The organism is Nocardia uniformis NBRC 13702 (assembly GCF_001613345.1).
Classification (GTDB): domain Bacteria; phylum Actinomycetota; class Actinomycetes; order Mycobacteriales; family Mycobacteriaceae; genus Nocardia; species Nocardia uniformis.
In genome coordinates, this window is sequence record NZ_BDCE01000002.1 from 1 (window position 1) to 18,658 (window position 18,658).

At 67.3% G+C, this 18,658-nt stretch carries 13 protein-coding genes; 5 read left to right on the forward strand and 8 right to left on the reverse strand.

The annotated features are described in order from the left end of the window. Positions 1 to 218: 218 nt before the first annotated feature. Positions 219 to 1,469, reverse strand: coding sequence for an acyltransferase family protein (locus NU1_RS00160; protein ID WP_084520839.1), 1,251 nt, complete (start codon positions 1,467 to 1,469; stop codon positions 219 to 221). Positions 1,470 to 1,657: 188 nt separating this feature from the next. Here NU1_RS00160 and pgfA point away from each other — a divergent pair, with 188 nt between their 5' ends. Further along, the gene (pgfA, locus tag NU1_RS00165) at positions 1,658 to 2,824 is read left to right on the forward strand and encodes a cell envelope lipid trafficking protein PgfA (protein ID WP_067516048.1); all 1,167 of its coding nucleotides are present in this window, start codon (positions 1,658 to 1,660) and stop codon (positions 2,822 to 2,824) included. Positions 2,825 to 3,210: 386 nt separating this feature from the next. Here pgfA and NU1_RS00170 read toward each other — a convergent pair whose 3' ends face one another. Further along, entirely contained in the window at positions 3,211 to 4,437 is a 1,227-nt protein-coding gene (locus NU1_RS00170; protein ID WP_245719883.1) for a polysaccharide biosynthesis protein, read from the reverse strand. 515 nt (positions 4,438 to 4,952) lie between these two features. On the opposite strand from NU1_RS00170, the gene NU1_RS00175 reads away from it, so the two are divergent. After that, positions 4,953 to 6,896: an MmpA family trehalose lipid delivery protein gene (locus NU1_RS00175; protein WP_174565927.1), complete on the forward strand. Its 1,944-nt coding sequence runs from the start codon at positions 4,953 to 4,955 to the stop codon at positions 6,894 to 6,896. A gap of 233 nt (positions 6,897 to 7,129) precedes the next feature. Here NU1_RS00175 and NU1_RS00180 read toward each other — a convergent pair whose 3' ends face one another. Beyond that, positions 7,130 to 8,308 carry a glycosyltransferase family 4 protein gene (locus NU1_RS00180; protein WP_067516103.1) on the reverse strand — a complete coding sequence of 393 codons (1,179 nt, stop codon included), beginning with the start codon at positions 8,306 to 8,308 and terminating at the stop codon, positions 7,130 to 7,132. A gap of 186 nt (positions 8,309 to 8,494) precedes the next feature. On the opposite strand from NU1_RS00180, the gene NU1_RS00185 reads away from it, so the two are divergent. Further along, positions 8,495 to 9,355, forward strand: a complete 861-nt coding sequence (locus NU1_RS00185; RefSeq protein ID WP_084520840.1) for a class I SAM-dependent methyltransferase — start codon at positions 8,495 to 8,497, stop codon at positions 9,353 to 9,355. Here NU1_RS00185 and NU1_RS00190 read toward each other — a convergent pair. Further along, positions 9,317 to 9,619 (reverse strand): hypothetical protein, encoded by a 303-nt coding sequence (locus NU1_RS00190; protein WP_067516049.1) that lies wholly within the window; start codon positions 9,617 to 9,619, stop codon positions 9,317 to 9,319. The genes NU1_RS00185 and NU1_RS00190 overlap by 39 nt on opposite strands. Before the next feature lie 199 nt (positions 9,620 to 9,818). Beyond that, on the reverse strand, positions 9,819 to 10,022 hold the full coding sequence (locus tag NU1_RS00195) for a hypothetical protein (protein WP_067516050.1): 204 nt from the start codon (positions 10,020 to 10,022) through the stop codon (positions 9,819 to 9,821). Between the two features lie 312 nt (positions 10,023 to 10,334). Here NU1_RS00195 and NU1_RS00200 point away from each other — a divergent pair, with 312 nt between their 5' ends. Continuing rightward, complete coding sequence (locus tag NU1_RS00200) at positions 10,335 to 11,771, forward strand: aldehyde dehydrogenase (protein WP_067516052.1); 1,437 nt, start codon at positions 10,335 to 10,337, stop codon at positions 11,769 to 11,771. Between the two features lie 68 nt (positions 11,772 to 11,839). On the opposite strand, the gene NU1_RS00205 is transcribed toward NU1_RS00200, so the two are convergent. The 3 genes from NU1_RS00205 to NU1_RS42495 all read right to left on the reverse strand — a co-directional run bounded on the left by NU1_RS00205 (position 11,840) and on the right by NU1_RS42495 (position 16,819). Further along, a complete protein-coding gene (locus tag NU1_RS00205) occupies positions 11,840 to 13,666 on the reverse strand; it encodes a phosphoenolpyruvate carboxykinase (GTP) (RefSeq protein WP_067516054.1) in 1,827 nt (608 codons plus the stop codon). A gap of 244 nt (positions 13,667 to 13,910) precedes the next feature. Then, positions 13,911 to 15,479: a hypothetical protein gene (locus tag NU1_RS00210; RefSeq protein ID WP_157551903.1), complete on the reverse strand. Its 1,569-nt coding sequence runs from the start codon at positions 15,477 to 15,479 to the stop codon at positions 13,911 to 13,913. A 266-nt stretch (positions 15,480 to 15,745) separates the two neighbouring features. After that, on the reverse strand, positions 15,746 to 16,819 hold the full coding sequence (locus NU1_RS42495) for a hypothetical protein (RefSeq protein WP_067516058.1): 1,074 nt from the start codon (positions 16,817 to 16,819) through the stop codon (positions 15,746 to 15,748). Between the two features lie 435 nt (positions 16,820 to 17,254). Between NU1_RS42495 and NU1_RS00220 the strand changes: the two genes are divergently transcribed. After that, positions 17,255 to 18,616, forward strand: coding sequence for a lipase family protein (locus NU1_RS00220; protein ID WP_084520841.1), 1,362 nt, complete (start codon positions 17,255 to 17,257; stop codon positions 18,614 to 18,616). Positions 18,617 to 18,658 lie beyond the last annotated feature (42 nt).

Sequence of the window (18,658 nt, forward strand, 5' to 3'; positions counted from 1 at the left end):
CATGCCGGGATGACGAGGTTGGCTGGGACGACGGGCATGGCCGGGACGACGGGGGGCGCCAGGACCGCCGAGGACGACCGCGACAACGGGAGGCACCAGGACCGCCGAGGACGACCGCGACAACCGGAGGCACCAGGACCGCCGAGGACGACCGCGACAACCGGAGACGCCAGCATGGCGGGACGTGACCTGCATGACCGGGGGTCCCGACTACGGGATCAGCCGACGCGGCGGCGCGCCCAGCGGCGGCACGGCTCTTCGACGAGGGCGAAGCTCGCGGCGGCCAAGGGGATCGTGAAGGCGATGGTGAGGACGAGGATCAGCGGGAAGTTGCCGCGGAACGGCACGATGCCGAAGACCGGGAAGACTATGGACAGCACGGCCAGGTGCCAGAGGAAGATGCCGTAGGACCAGCGGCCGAGGATTGCGGCGGCGCTGCTTTCCAGCCAGCGGTGCCGAATATCCGGTCGCAGCACCAGCGGGGCCAGCAGGGCGAAGCCGAGGACCATGCCGAGCGCCATCTTCACGGCGTACTGCCACGGCTCGCCGCGGGTGAGGCCGGGCAGCCCACCCAGGTTGGTGGTGGAGAGCAGCATGGCCAGCAGCGCCACCGACCACAGGATCCACTGGTTGCGGGCCAGCCGACGCAGGCGCGGCACCTCGAGGTCGGCGAGTTCGGCCAACAGCATGCCCGCCGCGAACCACGGCAGATATCCGGGCAGCCAGTTATCGGCGTGAATGGCCTCCGGGGTCGGCACCGGCAGGAGATTCCAGCCGAGACACACCAGACCCAGTGTCAGCACCACCGGAACCCGCCACCGCGCCCGCGCTCCGCGCAACCACATCACGCTCCAGGCCAGCAGCGGCAGCAACAGGTAGAACGCCACCTCCACCGACAGACTCCACATTTGGGTGAGCCCATCGGTCAGGGTGAGCGGTACGAATACCTGCGTCAGACCGAGATTCGACAGCCAGACCCGGAATCCCGCCGTGTGCGCTGCGCTGGGCAGCAGGATCAGGACCGCGCACACCACCACCCAGTAGGCGGGGAGAATTCGGGCCGCGCGATGCAGCAGATACCGCCCGGCTGGCGGTGAGCTGCCGAGTCCACGCGCGGCGGCGGCGTGCGGCCGCCAGAGCAGATATCCGGACAGCGCGAAGAACACCGCGACCGCCATATCGAAGCGCTCCCACACCCGCCCGAGCACCGGCATACTCGTCGCGCCGGTCTGGAAGGCCACGTGAGTGACCACCACGCCGAGTGCGGCCATACCGCGCATACCTTCCAGCGCGGGCACGAACCCGCCGACGCGGCGGGAGGTGCCGGGGTCCGCGACGACCGGCGTGTTATGCGTATTCGCTACCGACAGTTCGGAATCCCGGTCGATCGCATCCCCCGCGGCAGTGGAATGCCCCCCGAACCGGACCGGCCGGGCCGGTTCGGGGGACGAGTTCAGGGTTGCGGTCATAGGGCTCCAGTCTGCCTTGTCCGCCCATATGTGAGCACTCCGCGTTTGACTTAAGGCCGTTTCGCGGGAATTTCCGGCCTCGGCACAGCGTAAGGGCAGACCAGCCTGTTAGTGTCGGGGCTCACGCGTGCTGCGCGGCGACCGCAGTACCGCCGGAACGACCTGTTTTGACGACGAGGAGAACCCGCATGGCACTGAGTGCCGGTACCAGAAGGACAGTGGCCTGCCTACTCGTGGGGTTGGGCGCCTTGCTGCTCGTCGCTGCGGTGATGATCCCCACCTACACGGTCAAACAGCTCGCCAAGACGCCGCTCGACCTGGAGATCACCACTGTAGCGACCACCGCGCCGGATAAGCCCGGCGAAGTCCTCGACGCCACGTCGCTGACCTCGCCCGAGGGCTCGGCGAAGGTCGACACCGGCGTCCCGCTGTTCTCGCAGCGCTTCGTGACCATCGAGGATCCGGTCAGCGCCGACGTGCTGACCATCCAGGCCGGTCAGACTTTGCGCCGCACCGACAAGCAGGGTGACACCGGACTGCTGACCGCGTCCATCGACCGCGTCACCGTGGACCGCAAGACCGGTGAGCCGGTCGACGAGGTGGACGGCGGCCCGAACGGCGCCATCGGTGCCACCGTCGACAAGAACGGTCAGACCGTGATGGATCCGGTGCAGCACGTCGGTCTGCAATACCGCTTCCCGCTGGGCACGGAGAAGAAGGACTACCCCTACTTCGATATGAACGCGCGGCAGACCCACGACATCAAGTTCGTCGAAGAGACCGAGATCAACAGCACGAAGGTCTACCACTTCCAGCAGTCCATCGCGCCCGTCGATCTGTCGACCGTGGTCAACAGCCCCGCCAATAAGCTCTCCCTGCCCGCCGCCAAGTGGGGCGTGGAAGGCGGCGAGGAGCCGGTGACCATGTCGCGTTGGTACACCAACGTCCGCGACCTGTGGGTGGAGCCCGAGACCGGTACCGTCGTCAAGGGTGGCGAGCAGATCCACCAGTACTACGCCCGCAGCGCCGACAAGCCGGAAGTGACCGTCCTCAAGGGCGACCTCGTCTTCGACGAGAACACCGTCGAATCGCAGATCTCGGTGGCCAAGGAGAATATCGACAAGCTGGCCGTCTACGGTCGCGTCCTGCCGATCGCCTTCGGTGTGCTCGGCGCCATCGCGCTGATCGCGGGCCTGGTGCTCGGCCTGTTCGGCAGTCGGGGTACCCCGGCTCGGGCGGGTGGTGCCCGCACGGGTACGCCGCGTCAGACGCCGCCGAATCCGGGTCAGGGGCAGCCGTTCTCGGAAGCGCCGACCCAGCAGATCGACATCAGCAAGAGCGATAAGCAGCCCTGATCGGCCGAACTGACATCGAAGCGGCTCCCCACCTTTCACAGGTGGGGAGCCGCTTCGCTTTCGGAATGGTCGCGCCGGACTACCCCCTGAATGCCCCTACCCTTGGGGGTTCGCCACCCTCCCGCATGCAGCTGTGCCATCCGCCTACCGGGATCGAAACCGAGATCGGCGATGTCGCCTGTCCGCCTGCGTCATTCCGACGCGCCGCCTCCCCATCCGACGCGCCGCCTCCCCATCCGACATGCCGCCTCCCCATCCGACGCCCACTCGTCATTCCGGCGTGCCCTCTCGTCATTCCGGCGTGCGTTTGGCCGGAATCCACACCTCCGCAGAAGTGGATCCCGGCCAAAAGCAGGCCGGGATGACGGACCGCGGCGATGCCGGGTTCACCCCCGGTGCAGGCGATTCGCCGCCGGTGCGACCCGAGTGGCGCTCAGCGCGATGGCCGCGATAACGACCGTGGTGATCGCCACGGTGACGGTGGCGATGGTGATCAGCCCGAGTACGGAATGGGCAAGCGTGAGCATGGCGGTGATTCCGGCGGCCAGCCCTATCCAGGTGAGGGCTGCCGGGGCGGTGCGGTCGGCCGCGATCGCGGATAGCAGCGCGCCCTGCAGGACGGCGAGCAGCGCGCCATCGAGGGCGAACAGCCAGAGCGTGCCCTGCACCGGGGCGTAGTCCTGTCCGGCGAACAGTGGGGCGAGTGGGGCGGCGATCGCCGCGCCGAGGACCGCGAGCACACCGATCCCGGATAGCACCGCGAGCGCCGATCGAATCGCCTGCGCGGAATGCTGTGGCTGTGCCATCCGTGGATACAGCACCACGCCGACGGCCTGCGGTAGCCAGAACGCGATCTTGGTGGCGACCGCGCCGAGGGCGTATCGCCCGGCATCATCGGTTTCGAGCACAATCCGGGACACGATCAGATCCGCGGAGGACAGGGCCATGAGTGCGGCTTGCAGCTGCGCCGCGCGGAGCACGGGTACGACACCCCAGGCCGTATCGTTCGCGGACTCCCCGGCTGCGCCCGGAGTTCCGAGACTGTCGGCGGGCCGGTCGGGGCCACTCCGAATGCCGCGCGAATCAGGGCCGCCCGAAGCGGCTCCCGCCGCGAACCGCGCGCCCACACTCGCCGCCGCGATACCGGCGGCAGCGGCCCACAGTGCGGCAGCGGTCCCGCCGCCCGCCGCCAGCACAATGACAGCCGGCGTCACCCGCAAGATCCCCGCCCCGCCGAGCACCATGGCCAGCTCACGGAACCGCCTGTGCCCCTGCAGAATCCCCTGCTCCCCCGACAGCAGCACCAGTACCGGCGCGGCCCCCAACGCCGCCGCCGAAGCCCCCACTCCCACCTTCAATACCGAACTCACCACGGGCACGAGCAGCACCGCCACCGCCGCCACCAGCGCCGCACACCGCCAAGCCACGCCACGCGCCGCCCCCACCGACGCACCCCGCACAACTTCGCGTGCCACCACGTTCTGCAACGCCAACGCCGGAACAGCGCACAACAACTGCACGGCCATCAAACTCGCGAACGGGCTGTATCCCCCGACCCCCAACCACCGGCTGGCCAGCAGCTGCAGCAGATACCCGGCCACATTGGCCGTCATCGCCCCAACCGTCACCAACGTCAGATCCGCGACAACAGGCAGACGGCGTACAGCGGACACAACGGCAATGCTCCCACCCGCCCCCACCAGGCTCATCCCCACCCCGAGCTTCCCCCGCAAAGTTGGGCAGAGAACAGACCGCGCGGTCAGGGGGACATGGTGGCGGCAACGCCCGAGTGCTCCCCGCCCTCATGTCCCCCTGACCGATCGGTCTCCTTCGTTCTTGTTGTTTGTGGTCTCGGAACGGGACCACAGCCAGCCAGCCAGGCTGGAATGCGGAGATGACGGCTCTCAACTGGGGAGCCCGGGTCGGGTACGGCACACGACGTCACCACACTGATTTGTCATTTGCTTCTCCCGAATACCGCTGGAACCGCAGCGCCCTCTCTCGACTTGGCCACGTAGGCCCCGAGAACAGCAGTTGGTCGCCCACCCGGCCAGAACCGTACCCACTCCACGCGCCTCCGGTCGGGCGCTCCGGCCGAACCCACAGCGGTGAACGTAGGGTGCTGGACGTGACAGCGGTCGGTAACAAGCGGCAATGGTTGGGGCTGGTGCCCGCCGGGTACAGCCTGACACTGGCGCTTGTGGTGCTCGGGCCATTGCTGAGGTCGGGGTACTTACTGTTGCGGGATGCGGTCAGCACGCCGCGGTCGTATCTGACCGATGCGGCATTGGGCGTAGGGGACGCTGCGCCGCGGGCGGTACCGCAGGACGCACTCGTCGCCGCGGTGTCGTCGGTGGTCGATGGCGGATTCCTGGTAAAGGCCATTCTGGTGGCGGCGCTGTGGTTGGCGGGGTGGGGAGCCGCGGTACTGGCGCGCGAACTGCTTCGCGTCGCGCTCGGTCCGCAGCTGGTCGCGGCCACGGTCGCGGTGTGGAATCCGTATGTCGGCGAGCGACTCCTGCAAGGGCATTGGAGTCTGCTGACCGGGTATGCGGCGCTGCCGTGGATTGCGGTGCTGGCCAATCGCCTGCGCGGCGACCGAGATTCGGAGCCGGGTGACCGGTTCGATCGGGTGCGGCTGTGGGCAATACTCGGCGGCTGTTGGGCCGCAGCCGGTTTGACACCGACCGGCTCGCTGCTCGCCGGATTGACGGGGCTCCTGCTGGTGGGGCGGCGCAATCTCATTGGGGCGGCGGCACTGTGGGTGGCGACGGCGTTGCCGTGGCTGACAGCCACCGCGCTGTCCGGGGCCGGGGGCGACCCGTCGGATCCGGCCGGGGTGGCGGCCTTCGCGGCCCGCGCCGAACCCGGACTGGGGACGATCGGCAGTCTGGCCGGATTGGGTGGAATCTGGAACAGCACAGCGGTACCGGACTCGCGCACCACGATTTTCGCGCTGATCGGGACATTGATACTGCTCACCATGGTGGTCTCGGGCCTGCGCCGGGTCGCCACCGAAGGCGATCGCAATACCCTGCACGTCCGTCGAATTCTGTTGGTACTGGCCGCTATCGCGATCGTGCTGCCCGCTCTCGGGGCGACCGGATGGGGACTCGCGGCGGGCGAGTTCCTCGTTGTCCACGTGCCCGGAGCGGGTCTACTTCGGGACACCCAGAAGTATGTGGCCCTCGCCGTCCCCGCATTCGCCCTGTGCGCGGCCGCCGGATGTGGGGTCCTCGCCGAGAAATTGGCCGGGCGCGGTCGGATGCCCGCCCAGTCGCATTCCGAGGCGGAATCTCGCGCGCACCGAAATCCGGCACCCGGGAGCACCGACGAGCCCAGTGCCCCAACGGAACTCGCAACAACCGCAACCAACGGCGATCGGCTCGAATCGGCCACCGACACCGCCGGAATCAGTCCGAAGACCCCCTACCTCGCGGCGCTCTTCATCGCACTGCTGATCGCCGCCCTGCCCGACCTGGCCTGGGGCGTCGGCGGAGCCCTGCGCCCAGTGCACTACCCGCCCGGCTGGCAGCGCGTCGCCACCCTGGTGGATACCCCCGGTGATATCGCGGTCCTCCCCGGTGGCATGTTCCGCAAATTCCGTTATTCCGGTTCTGCTCCGGTTCTCGACCCCGCCCCCCGCATGCTCCCCCGCGACGTCCTGCAAACCGGTGAACTACCGGTCCGGGGCGCGACGGTCACCGGCGAAGGCGCCCGCGCCCGCGAGGTCGAACAGCTCCTCCTGCGCGGCGGCTCCCCCACCGCCCTGGCCCGCCTCGGCGTCGGCTGGGTGCTGGTCGAAGGCGAAACCCCCGGCCCCCTGGGCGAATCGAAAACCACCCTGGCACAACTGACCCCGGTCTACACCGACCCGGCCGTCCAGCTCTACCGCATCCCCGGCCCCATCACCGACCACGACGCCACCCCCACCGCCCGCCGCACCGCCGGAGCCGCCCACCTCCTCTGGGCCGCCCTCCTCGCCACCGGTGTCCTCGCCGCGATCACACCCACCCGCCACCGCAACCGCCCACAGGAACCATCGGCATCAACAGAACCATCCACCACCTGATCTCGAAGACGCCGAATCCGCGGCGGCCGATTCGCCGCCCAGCCGCCTTCGTCATTCCGGCGTGTATGTGGCCGGGCCGCGATGACGGGGCGGTTCGGTCGCGAAACGTGCGGTACTTCCGGCCACCTGCTCAGGAATGGTGCGCTGGCGCGGCGGCCACAAGACGAAGACACGATCACCTCGGCCGACCGCTGTCAGCGGCGCGAAGCCCACGTGAGCGAAATACGCTGCGGCTAGGACTGGTTCGCTGCTGCGGTGGCGACCAAACCGGAGACTCGGTTGCCTCGGGCGACGGCTGCCAGGACCTCGTAGACGCCGTTTCCGGTTTGCTCCCAGGAGAATTCGTGGGCGCGGGTGCGGGCTTTTTCGCCGAGGACGGTGCGGGTGTCGGGTTCGGTGAGTAGGTCGCCGACGGCTTCGGTGAGTTGGGTGGGGTCGTCGACCAGTAGGCCGGTGACGCCGTCGACTATGGAGTCGGTGAGGCCGCGTGAGCTGCGGTAGCCGATGGTCGGGACGCCGTGCTGGGCCGCTTCGATAACGGCTAGGCCCCAGCCTTCCTTGCGGGAGGGCAGGACGTGGACCCAGGCGCGGGCGAGGAGTTCGTGTTTGCGGGTTTCGTCCACATGGCCGTGGAAGGTGACCGCTTCGGCGATACCGAGGCGGTGGGCGTGGGCCTTCAGGTTGTCGGCCCACCAGCCGCCGCCGATAACGTCCAGGTGCAGGTTCGGGATACCCGGGCGCAGGGTGGCGACGGCATTGAGCGCGTCCTCGATCTGCTTGTGCGGGACCAGGCGGGACAGCACCACAATGCTCGGGTGTGCGGTGCGGGTGGCGTCGGATCCGGCGGCCACCTGCGCGGGCACCGGTTCGGCACCATTGCGGACCACGGCGACGCGCGACTGCTCGACGCCGAGTGCGGCCAACTCCTCCGCCGACGGCAGGGAAACGGTCAGGTACTGGTTGTGGCGGTGCACCCGTGGCGACAGCCGGGATTCGATCCACCAGCCGATCCGTCCGACCAGGCGGCCCGCCACCGGCCACTGCTCCCGATGCCCGTGATGCACCAGCACCACCGTCGGCGCGGCGGCAGCGGCACGGGCGAAGAAGGGAATCCCGTTCTGCGTGTCGATTACCGCATCCGGCCGCAGCCCCTTGAGCGGCCCGACTCCGAACCGACCCAGCGCGATAGCGGCGAGCGCTCGCGGGTACACGGTGTAGCGGCCCCCGGCCCGGCTGATCTCGATTCCGTCGACCCGCTCGCGCTTCGGCGCACCCGGATATCCGGCGGTCCGCAGGGTGACCTTCACGCCCCGCGCGGCCAAATGCGCCCCGACCTGCTCCAAATACCGCTCACTACCCCCGCCTTGCGGATGTCCGGTGTCGCGCCAGCACAGCAGCAGCACTTCACGCACGGGCTTCTCCAGGTCGTTCTCACGGGAATAGACAGACAACGGGCTCCACCCTAACTGCCCACGCCTTTTCCCGGACCGTCAGTGGTCACTCGACCAAACCAACCGCCCCCTATTGGCGGCTCGACGGCGGCGAATAGGTATGGGCGGGCAATGTCGCTACCGGGTCGCTGTGCGAGACTCGCTGCCATGCTTCGAGCCGCGCATATCGGGACGCGCCGTCCGCGCTTCGCCCATCGCGCCACTTTGCGGCGGTCCCTGCGGTTGCTGGGCAGTTTCAAATTCGAGCAGACGGATCCGGCGGTGTTCTATGGGGGACTGGCCGTCGATACCTCGCAGCTCGTGCGCGATTTCTACAGCGATTTGACCGGTCGGGCACTACGCGGGACCACGGTCCTCGATGTGGGTGGCGGTCCGGGGTATTTCGCGGAGGAATTCGCCCGGGAAGGTGCGCGCTACATTCCGGTCGAACCGGACCCTTCGGAAATGCATGCGGCCGGACTGTCGGTACCGGGGGCGGTGCGCGGTTCGGGAATGGCCCTGCCGTTCCGCAATGACGCTGTGGATATCTGCATTTCCTCGAATGTGGCCGAACATGTACCGCAGCCGTGGGTAATGGCCGACGAGATGATGCGGGTGACCAGACCGGGCGGATTGATGATCCTGTCGTACACGGTGTGGTGCGGACCGTTCGGCGGGCACGAGACCGGTCCGTGGCATTACCTCGGCGGTGAATACGCGGCGCGGCGGTATCTGCGCAGAACGGGGAAGGAACCGAAGAACCGGTTCGGGAAGTCGCTGTTCTCCGTGAGCGCGGCCGACGGACTGAAGTGGGCACGCGCCGTGCCCGAAGATGTGGAGATTCTGGCGATCTTCCCGCGGTATCACCCGCGCTGGGCGTGGTGGCTCGTCCGGGTGCCCGCGCTGCGCGAGTTGCTGGTCAGCAATCTGGTCGTGGTCGCCACCAAACGCGCGCCCGCTACCGGGCAGAACGCCGCGACGAGCCAGCGATCAGCGGTTGAGCTGCCCGCGACGCCAGAGTCGGCCTAATCCACCGGCGCATTCGGGTTCGCTCCATGGTGACTCCTGGGTTGCGAGCCCCACGGTTTCCATGGCCGTCAGCCCCACCTGTCCGGCGAACGCCTTCACCGCAGCTACCGCTTCGGCCGCTTGCAATGCGGCGGTCGCCTGTTCGGTCGTGAGGGTCCGCCCTGGCAGGAATGACACCACCCACCCCCCGATTCCGACGCTTTTCGCCTGATGCGGCGTGAGATCGCTGGTCATCAACGATCGATCGATCACTTGCAGCGCCATGACTCGGACTCCCCTGCGCGATAACGGTTTATGAATCTAGCGAGCTATCCATGGTTGCTATAAGCATGCTCGCCGCGCTCGAAGAATGCAATAGTGCGTTCAGCGAAACACGAACCGACAGGTCGGAATTCGATTTTCGGAAAGCCTGAAGTTAGCCATCCGTATGCGGAAGCGATTGCGCGCGTGTGGTTCTCGCACCTCAGCTGTCCGACATGACCAATCGCAGCACCGGTTGACCGGTCCGGCCATCCCGCCGCGGACCCTCGACGACCTCGACTCGCCACCCCGGCGGCAATGCCCGCTGCAACTTACCCGCAGCCCGCTGCAGTGGTGTACTGGCGGATATCGGCGCAATGTCCGCTATCTCCGGGAAAACGAAAGCCTCGAAGTCCAGATCGGTCATGCCATCGCCTACCTTTCGCGAGTCGGTTCAGCGCACCCCCGGCTGAACACACCTGCCGAAGACGAGCGGTGACAACCTCAGTTGAAAAGAATAGCTAACTTGTAGCAATTGAGCAGAAAGCTCCGAGACGAAATCCACAGTGAGCATAAGCCACCGATGGGCAAACCGAATTGCGAACCGCGCAGACAATGCGAAAGGCCGTGAAACGAAACCGCTACCGGCAAGGTGAATTTCATGCTGTTCACATAACCTGAGACGCCAGTCTGGACCATGATCCATACAACCGTCGACCCGAAACTGTAACGTGTTCTCATGGATTACGAGAGCCTGTTCATCGGCGGCGAGTGGACCGCCCCGGCAACCGCCGGACGTACCGCCGTCATCTCCCCCGCCACCCTCGAAACCGTCGGCAGCGTGCCCGTAGTGGGCCGCGCCGATGTGGATGCCGCAGTCGCCGCCGCACGGCGGGCCTTCGACAGCGGGCCCTGGCCGGCCACCGCGCCCGAAGAACGCGCCGAGGTGCTCGCCCGCGTCTCGCAGCTGCTCGATCAGCGAGTCGGAGACCTGGTCAACGCCCTCAGCGCCGAAATGGGCGCACCCGCCATGACGGCCAATACGCTCAATTATTTCCCCGCCAAGGCCACCCTCGATTTCTACGCCGGGCTCGGAAAGTCGTTCCCGTGGACCGAGACTCGCACTGGCATGTTCGGCACCAGTCGGGTATCGCGTGAACCGGTCGGGGTGGTCGCGGCGGTGATCGCCTGGAATGTGCCGATCTTCCTCGCGGTCAATAAACTGGCTCCCGCACTGCTCGCCGGATGCACCATCGTGCTCAAGCCCGCACCACTCACCCCTTTGAGCGCCAACCTGCTCGCCGACCTCTTCGCCGAGGCCGGGTTGCCGGAGGGCGTGCTGTCGGTACTGCCCGCCGACACCGAGGTCTCCGAGTACCTGATTTCGCATCCGGATGTGGACAAGGTGACGTTCACCGGCAGTACCGCTGTGGGCCGCAAGATTGCCGCGATCGCCGGAAGTCAGCTCAAGCGCTGCTCATTGGAGCTTGGTGGCAAATCTGCCGCAATCTTGTTGCCGGACTTGGATATCGCCGACAGCATGCCGAAACTCGCCTTCTCCGGACTCATGAACAGCGGGCAGGCCTGCGTTGCCCAGACTCGCATTCTCGCCCCGCGCAGTCGCTATGACGAGATTGTCGAAGCCCTGGCGGAATCCGTGCGCGCCATGAAGACCGGCGAACCCAGCGATCCGACCGCCACACTCGGCCCACTCATCTCCGAACGGCAGCGGGAACGGGTCGAGGGCTATATCGCCAAAGGTAAGGACGAGGGTGGCCGCCTGATCGTGGGCGGTGGTCGCCCGGACGGCCTGCGCGGATGGTTCGTCGAGCCCACCGTCTTCGCAGATATCGCAAACACCATGACCATCGCCCGCGAGGAAATCTTCGGACCGGTCCTCTCGGTCCTCCCCTACGATACCGAGGAGGAAGCCATCGCCATCGCCAATGACAGCGAGTACGGGCTGGCCGGTTCGGTCTGGACCACCGATATCGACCACGGCGTGGAGGTGGCGTCCAAGGTGCGCACCGGCACCTATGCCATCAACTGGTACGCCTTTGATCCCTGTGCCCCCTTCGGCGGCTACAAGAACTCGGGTATCGGACGCGAAAGCGGTCCGGAGGGCCTGGATGCCTACTGCGAGCAGAAGTCCGTGTTGATGCCGATGGGGTTCTGAGCCTGACCCCACGCGAACGGCCCGCTCGCACCCGTGGGTGCGAGCGGGCCGTTCAGGCTGGGTGAGCGTCAGCCGAGACGCTGCTTCAAGGCCTCGAACTCGTCGCGAACGCCGGACGGCAGCTTGTCGCCGACGAATTCGAACCACTCCTCGATGAGGGGGAGTTCGCGCTTCCACTCTTCGACATCGACCTTCAGGGCCTCGTCGACATCGGCGGCATTCACGTCCAAGCCCTCGAGGTCGAGATCGGCCGCGGAGGGGACGTTGCCGACCGGGGTGGCCTCGGCCTCGGCCGAACCCGCGATACGGCCGACAATCCACTCCAGCACGCGGGAGTTCTCGCCGAATCCGGGCCACAGGAAGCGGCCGTCCTCGCCACGACGGAACCAGTTGACATAGAAGATCTTCGGCAGCTTGTTCGCGTCCGCGCCCTTGCCGAGCGAGACCCAGTGGTCCATGTAGTCACCGACGTGGTAGCCGAGGAACGGCAGCATGGCCATCGGGTCGCGGCGCACGGTACCGACCTTGCCCTCGGCCGCGGCGGTCTGCTCCGAGGACATGGTGGCGCCCATGAAAACGCCGTGCTGCCAGTCGAAGGATTCGGTCACCAGCGGGATGGTGGTCTTGCGTCGACCGCCGAACAGGATGGCCGAGATCGGCACGCCCTGCGGGTCGTCCCATTCCGGAGCCAGCGTCGGGCACTGCGACATCGGCGTGCAGTAACGCGAGTTCGGGTGCGCGGCAAGGGTTTCCGACTCGCGCTCGTACCAGTCGTTACCCTTCCAGTCGATCAGGTGATCGGGGTGGCCCTCCAGACCCTCCCACCACACATCGCCGTCATCGGTCATGGCGACATTGGTGTAGACGGTATTGCCCGCATCGATGGTGGCCATCGCGGTCGGGTTCGAGCTGTGGTTGGTGCCCGGCGCGACGCCGAAGAAACCGAACTCCGGGTTCACCGCGTACAGGCGGCCGTCCTCGCCGAAACGCATCCACGCGATGTCGTCGCCGAGAGTTTCGGCGCGCCAACCGGGGACGGTCGGCTGAATCATGGCGAGGTTGGTCTTACCGCAGGCCGACGGGAACGCGGCGGCGATGTAGTAGGCCTTGTTCTCCGGCGAGATCAGCTTGAGGATGAGCATGTGCTCGGCCAGCCAGCCCTCGTCGTGAGCCATGGCCGATGCGATACGCAGCGAGTAGCACTTCTTGCCCAGCAGCGCGTTACCGCCGTAACCCGAACCGTAGGACCAGATCTCGCGGTCCTCGGGGAAGTGGGTGATGTACTTGGTGTCATTGCACGGCCACGGCACATCGGCCTGACCCGCTTCCAGCGGCGCACCCACGGAATGCAGGGCCTTCACGAAGGGGCGGTCGGTGCCGAGCTTCTCCAGCGCGGCCGCGCCCATGCGGGTCATCACGCGCATCGACACCACGACGTACTCGGAATCGGTGAGCTCGACGCCCAGCTTCGGATCCTCGGCGCCCAGCGGGCCCATGCAGAAGGGCACCACGTACATGGTGCGGCCCTTCATGGATCCGCGGTACAGCTCGGTCATGGTGGCGCGCATCTCGGACGGATCGACCCAGTTATTGGTCGGGCCGGCGTCGGCTTCGTCGTGCGAACAGATGTAGGTGCGCGATTCGACGCGGGCGACGTCGGAGGGATCCGACAGCGCGAGGTAGGAGTTCGGCTTCTTCGCCTCGTTCAGCTTCTTGAAGGTGCCCGCGGCGACGAGCTGCTCGGAGAGGCGCTCCGCCTCTTCCTCGGAACCGTCTGTCCAGACCACGCGATCTGGCTGGGTGAGTTCTGCGACCTCCTGTACCCAGGCAAGCAGTTCCTTGTGCTCGGTGGGCGCGGTGCCATCGTGAAGACCAGGAATGGTCGCTGAGGTCATGAAAACTCTCCTGAGATGGGCGGCATGGGTGCTCTGAGCGGGCGACAGACCAGCTCGCGACACCCGGGTGCAACCAATTGCGGTCGGGCCTCCGCTCCGGCGTTGCCTGTAGCACGTCCCGGCTGGACGACGTACAAGGACGAAGCGGACGCCCACGTTCCTGCTATAGAGGTTAACGCCATATATCCCCCCGGCAGGAATCGGGTTGTCCAGTCGGTACCGGGTCGATACCGCCAACCTGCGACTATGCGAATCCCAGTGTGTCAAGGTCACGTTCGCAGGCCGCCAATTGCGCCGGTCGGCGGGCTGCCGCGGTGCGCAGCCGCGCCTCGATCTCACCCACTCGGCGGTCTGCCACGACCATCCGCGCGGTCGTAGAACGGACTACATGGTCTGTGAGTTGTTCCTCAGCGTCGACCAGAACCGCCGCCACGCGCTGCTCCAATTGCGCCTTCACATTGACCAGGGCGTCGGCGATCCACTGCCGCAGATGCGCGCGGTCGGCCAGCTGCCCGCGCGCCCGTGCCAGCCAGGCCGCGACGGCCGCACCGAGCAGCAGGGTCACCGGGACCGTGGCGTAGTCGAGAGCGGGTACGAGCGCGAAGGGAGAAACGATCAACCGGCCCAGCCCGAATCCGGCGGAGGCGCCGACCGCGATCATCAAGCGGTCCTCCACGCCGGGATGCCGTGGCTCCGGCCCCGGACCGACCCGCGGCGTGGTGGGGCGCTGGGTACGGCGCGATTTCACGGGTGGGTCCGGTTCGTCGGGGCCGGTCGGCTCCTGAACGTGCTCGCTATCGAGTGATTCGGCGGCGCTGGCGGCTGCGGCGGACCGAATGACGCGGTCGAATGGCTCCATAGCGATCTCGATGAGCTGGGTCAGTTCGGCGAAGCGGTGCAGGAATTCGGTGTCGATGACGGCGGTCAATTCATGCACGGCACATTGCAGACTCTGTGGATAGTCGCGCTGTTCCGCGCGGCCGAGGCGTTCCACATCGGCCCGTGCGGCGATATTGAGTTGCCGGATGCGCGCACCGACCTCGTGGACGAGATCGACTCGGGCGAGCTGAAGCCGACTGTGCAACGTGGCCATGGCGACGGAGCGCCCGCCATCGCTGGCCGCGAGCAGCATGACGCGCTCCTCCCGCAGGGCGGCCACATCGGAACCGGAACGCAGTAGGTCGATCTGCTCGTCGACGCGGTGACGGGTATCGGCGATCACCCGTTTCAGCACCGCCGCAGCCTGGTCAGCGGCCGTCACCGCACCCGTCGCAGCCGCGAGCCGCGCGTGCAATAGCGCCAACCCCGACCGATCCAGCAGTGCGGCATCATCACCGGCGCCCGCAGCCAGGGCCAATTGCGGTGATACCGGCACGATGTCGACATCGACCCCATTCGGCCGCACAGCGCGCAACAGGTCCAGATCCCGATCGAGCACCGCCCGCCACTCGGAGTGCGCGTGAATACCATTGAGCCCGAAAACAACCCGGGCCCCCTCTGCCCACAGCCTGTGCGCAACCTCCAGGGTGTGCGCCCCGGCCGGGCCGCCCGCATCGAGCAGTACCAAGGCCACCCCCACCGGACGCTCCGGCTCCACGACCGGTTCCGACAATCCGATCCGCGGCGTGAACTTCGCCAATCCGGCCCGCAGCAGAGCGGTATTCGCGTCGTCCACACCCACCAGCACCGCATCCCGCACCGCGCCATCCCCGGCCCGCGCGGTCTCCAACAGCGCCAGGCCTTGCGGATTCCAGCGTTCCAGAACGGCTTTCGCCGTGGCGGGTATCGGAATCAGCACACGCGGCGTCGACACGCTGGGATGGAGCGGCGAGGGCGCACTATCAGCGTTTACCGAACCAGGACCAGGGCCGGTCCGCACCTCAGCGTCGGATGGCGTTGAGGATTCCGGCCGCGGCTGCCCTCGACGCAGCGGTAGGTGACCGGAAGGGAGCGGGTCGATAGCGGGCGTCGCACCGATGCCGGGCATACCATCCGAGGCAGGTCTTTCGTCGGTGTCGTGGGCGCTGCCGGGGCGGTCGGGATGGCGGTCGATCGCGGGGTGGTCGAAGTCGGACATCGTCATCCGTTCCCTGAGGCAGCCGTCATCGCGGCGCGGTGTGGCGCGGCGGCGGGTGGGCGGTCGGCGGGGCTGCGCTCCTCCGCGCCGTGCAGGTATCGCTCGATGAGGTCGCGATCGGATAGCAGGTGGTCGGGGCCGGAATCAGCTCGAAGGGGAGCGTCGGAATCGGCCCGGGCCGCCAAATAGGCGAGGGCGTCGAGAAATTCGGCGTTGCGGGTCACGGTGAGTTGTTCGTAGCGGCGGTGCAGTTCGTGATGGAGGGGGTCTATTCCGCTGGCCGCGTGCAGGATCTGCAGGAGGCGGCGGGGTGGGAGCTCGGGTTGGTGCCGGAGGGCGGTGTGGGCGTAGGCGATGCCGGGGAGGGTCCAGCGGTCGATGAGGGTGGCGCGTTCGGCGGTGTCGGGGCCGAACGCGGGGGACGTGAAGCGTTCCTCGGCAAGGGTGAAGGCTGGGTCGGATTGCTCGGTGTGACGACGCAGGACGGCGAGGTCGGCGCCGGTGAGGATGCCGCTGCGGGTGTTGGCGGCAAGGGTCGCCATAACCGGGAAGGTCGACAGCCCCGTCTCGGCCGCGTACCTGTCGGCGGCTGCCACGGCGTCCGACCAGCGGGTTCCAATGGCGTCGGCCTTGTTCAACACCAGTAGAATTCGGTCCGCCGACCGTGTGTCCACCGGGATGTCTACCGACCGCACCGCCCTCCGGTCCTCGTGCTCGTCCGACCTGGTGTCCGCTGACGCGGCACCGCATTCCGCCACGAGGGTGCGCTGCGCCGCGGCACCGAGAGCAGCGCAATCCGCCGGATACAGTGTTCCGCCCAGTACATAGAGGACGAGATCGGCATCGAGGAGCGGGGCGTCGCGCCCGGGCTCGTCCACGGGTGCGGTCTCCTCGGCGGAGATGAGCGCCAAAGCCCGCTGCACGGTGGTCTTTCCGGCGCGGGCCCGCCCGGCGACCTGGATACGTGGCGGTCGACGCCACCGGTCCACCGCCGCGGCCAGTTGCGGCGCGGTCGGCGAATCGCGACCGCGCAGTGTCGCCACCAGCCGCTCCGGTTCGATTCGACCCTCATCCATCGCGTATCTCGCTGTCGCTCAACGCAATTACGTCACGTATTTTCCGGCAGAGATGCCGCTCGGACACGGTGCGGGCACCGAATCGGCTGACGATTCACCCCACGGCCAACCGTGTACTCACGCCGGTCGATCGCGAGTACAGCGGAATCCTAGCCACGGAATCCACGGTACGACGCGGAAATTGCGGCACACGGTACTTTCGAGGATTCCGCTGAGCGAGACTGCCCCGCGGGGTAGTTCCACTGAACGGGACGACAATTCCCTACCCCATACGTTTCTACCTGTGCGACAGCACAATTCGGTGAAACTACTCTTCCCAGACATCCGCACTTCCCTTACTGTTGCGAAATAGTCGGCACCACCGCCGATGTACGGCTTCGGCGGTGCGGCCCGTCGGGTCCGGACTGTCGTCCGGGACTCGATGAGGAGGTTGCGATGGCCGTCAGCACCGACGTCATCGGCAGAGTCGATATGCCCACACAGCGGGATGTCGATACCACGACGGACCGCAGCCTGCCTTTGCCACCGAGCCGCGACCCGTTCCTCCGCGCGCCCGCCGGATTCGCCGCACATTCTCCCGGCACGATTCTGCGCACCCGCCCGGTGGAATTGGCCCTGTTCGGCCTGGTGCCGCAGCGGGTATCGGCATGGCAGCTGCTGTATCGGAGCAGCGACCTGCACGGAAAGCCGGAGGTGGCGGTCACCACGGTGCTGCTCCCCGAAGGGGCCGCACCCGATGATGGGCGTCCGCTACTGGCGTTCCAATCCGCCGTGGACGCGGTCACCGATCGCTGTGCTCCCTCCTATGCCCTGCGGCGCGGCGCGCTCGCGCCGGGTTCGGTGACACAGCTGGAGTGGCTGCTGGTCGCCAACGCGCTCCGGCGCGGCTGGGCGGTGACCATCGCCGACCATGAGGGACCGCACGGAAACTTCGGCGCGGCCCGTGAGCCCGGCTATCGCGCCCTGGACGGTATTCGCGCGGCGCTGCGGTTCGCCCCGCTCGGCCTGCGACCGGACACCAAGATCGCGGTCTGGGGTTATTCGGGCGGCGGTATGGCGAGTTCGTGGCTGGTGGAGATGGCTCCGACCTACGCTCCCGAATTGGCGATCGTGGGTGCGGTGCTGGGTGCGCCCGTGGGCGACCCGAAACATGTCTTCCTCAGCCTGAACGGCGGACTGTGGGCCGGTTTCCCCGCCATCGTCATCGCGGCGCTCCATCGGGTCTATCCCGCGCTGGCCGAGGTGGTGGGAAAAGAGATGACCGACGAGGGTCGCCGCGTCCTCGCCCTGGCCGAGCGGCTGGGTCCGATCGCGGTCCTGCCACTGCTGATCGGTCGCGATATCGACGACTACCTCACCCGCCCGCTGGCCGAGGTACTGCCCGACCTGGACGGCATGTTCGACGATATGCGGTTGGGCAATTCCACTCCGACCTGCCCGCTGCTGGTGATTCAACCGGTCCACGACCAGTGCATCGATGTGGCCGGCGTGGACGGTCAGGTGGATCGCTACCGCCGCGCGGGCGCCGCGGTCTGGTACCTCCGCGACCGTTTGAGCGAGCACTTCTCGCTCCTGCCCCTCTCCACCCCGATCAGCCTGGATTGGCTGGCCGATCGGCTCGCCGGAAAACCGCTGGAGACACCCACAACAAAGACCGTATGGTCGGTAGCGATGGGCCCCGCCCGCCTGCGCGGCCTGGCGGAAATGGCAAGTACCGCACTACGAGTCACGCTCGGACTGCGTCTGGTCCCGGTATCGGAGCCCCTGGTCGGCGAGGTGAGAGAACTGGCGGCCTGAAAACCGTCCGGGATGGAAACGCGTGGTCGATTGCTGCGCTAA

What these genes read in the sequence shown, in the direction of transcription:
- NU1_RS00200 (WP_067516052.1), top strand. Translation starts at nt 10,335, where the DNA reads ATGGATTACGAGAGCCTGTTCATCGGCGGCGAGTGGACCGCCCCGGCA.
- NU1_RS00195 (WP_067516050.1), bottom strand. Translation starts at nt 10,022, where the DNA reads ATGACCGATCTGGACTTCGAGGCTTTCGTTTTCCCGGAGATAGCGGAC.
- NU1_RS42495 (WP_067516058.1), bottom strand. Translation starts at nt 16,819, where the DNA reads ATGGATGAGGGTCGAATCGAACCGGAGCGGCTGGTGGCGACACTGCGC.
- NU1_RS00185 (WP_084520840.1), top strand. Translation starts at nt 8,495, where the DNA reads ATGCTTCGAGCCGCGCATATCGGGACGCGCCGTCCGCGCTTCGCCCAT.
- NU1_RS00205 (WP_067516054.1), bottom strand. Translation starts at nt 13,666, where the DNA reads ATGACCTCAGCGACCATTCCTGGTCTTCACGATGGCACCGCGCCCACC.
- NU1_RS00160 (WP_084520839.1), bottom strand. Translation starts at nt 1,469, where the DNA reads ATGACCGCAACCCTGAACTCGTCCCCCGAACCGGCCCGGCCGGTCCGG.
- NU1_RS00220 (WP_084520841.1), top strand. Translation starts at nt 17,255, where the DNA reads ATGGCCGTCAGCACCGACGTCATCGGCAGAGTCGATATGCCCACACAG.
- pgfA (WP_067516048.1), top strand. Translation starts at nt 1,658, where the DNA reads ATGGCACTGAGTGCCGGTACCAGAAGGACAGTGGCCTGCCTACTCGTG.
- NU1_RS00170 (WP_245719883.1), bottom strand. Translation starts at nt 4,437, where the DNA reads ATGACGGCCAATGTGGCCGGGTATCTGCTGCAGCTGCTGGCCAGCCGG.
- NU1_RS00190 (WP_067516049.1), bottom strand. Translation starts at nt 9,619, where the DNA reads ATGGCGCTGCAAGTGATCGATCGATCGTTGATGACCAGCGATCTCACG.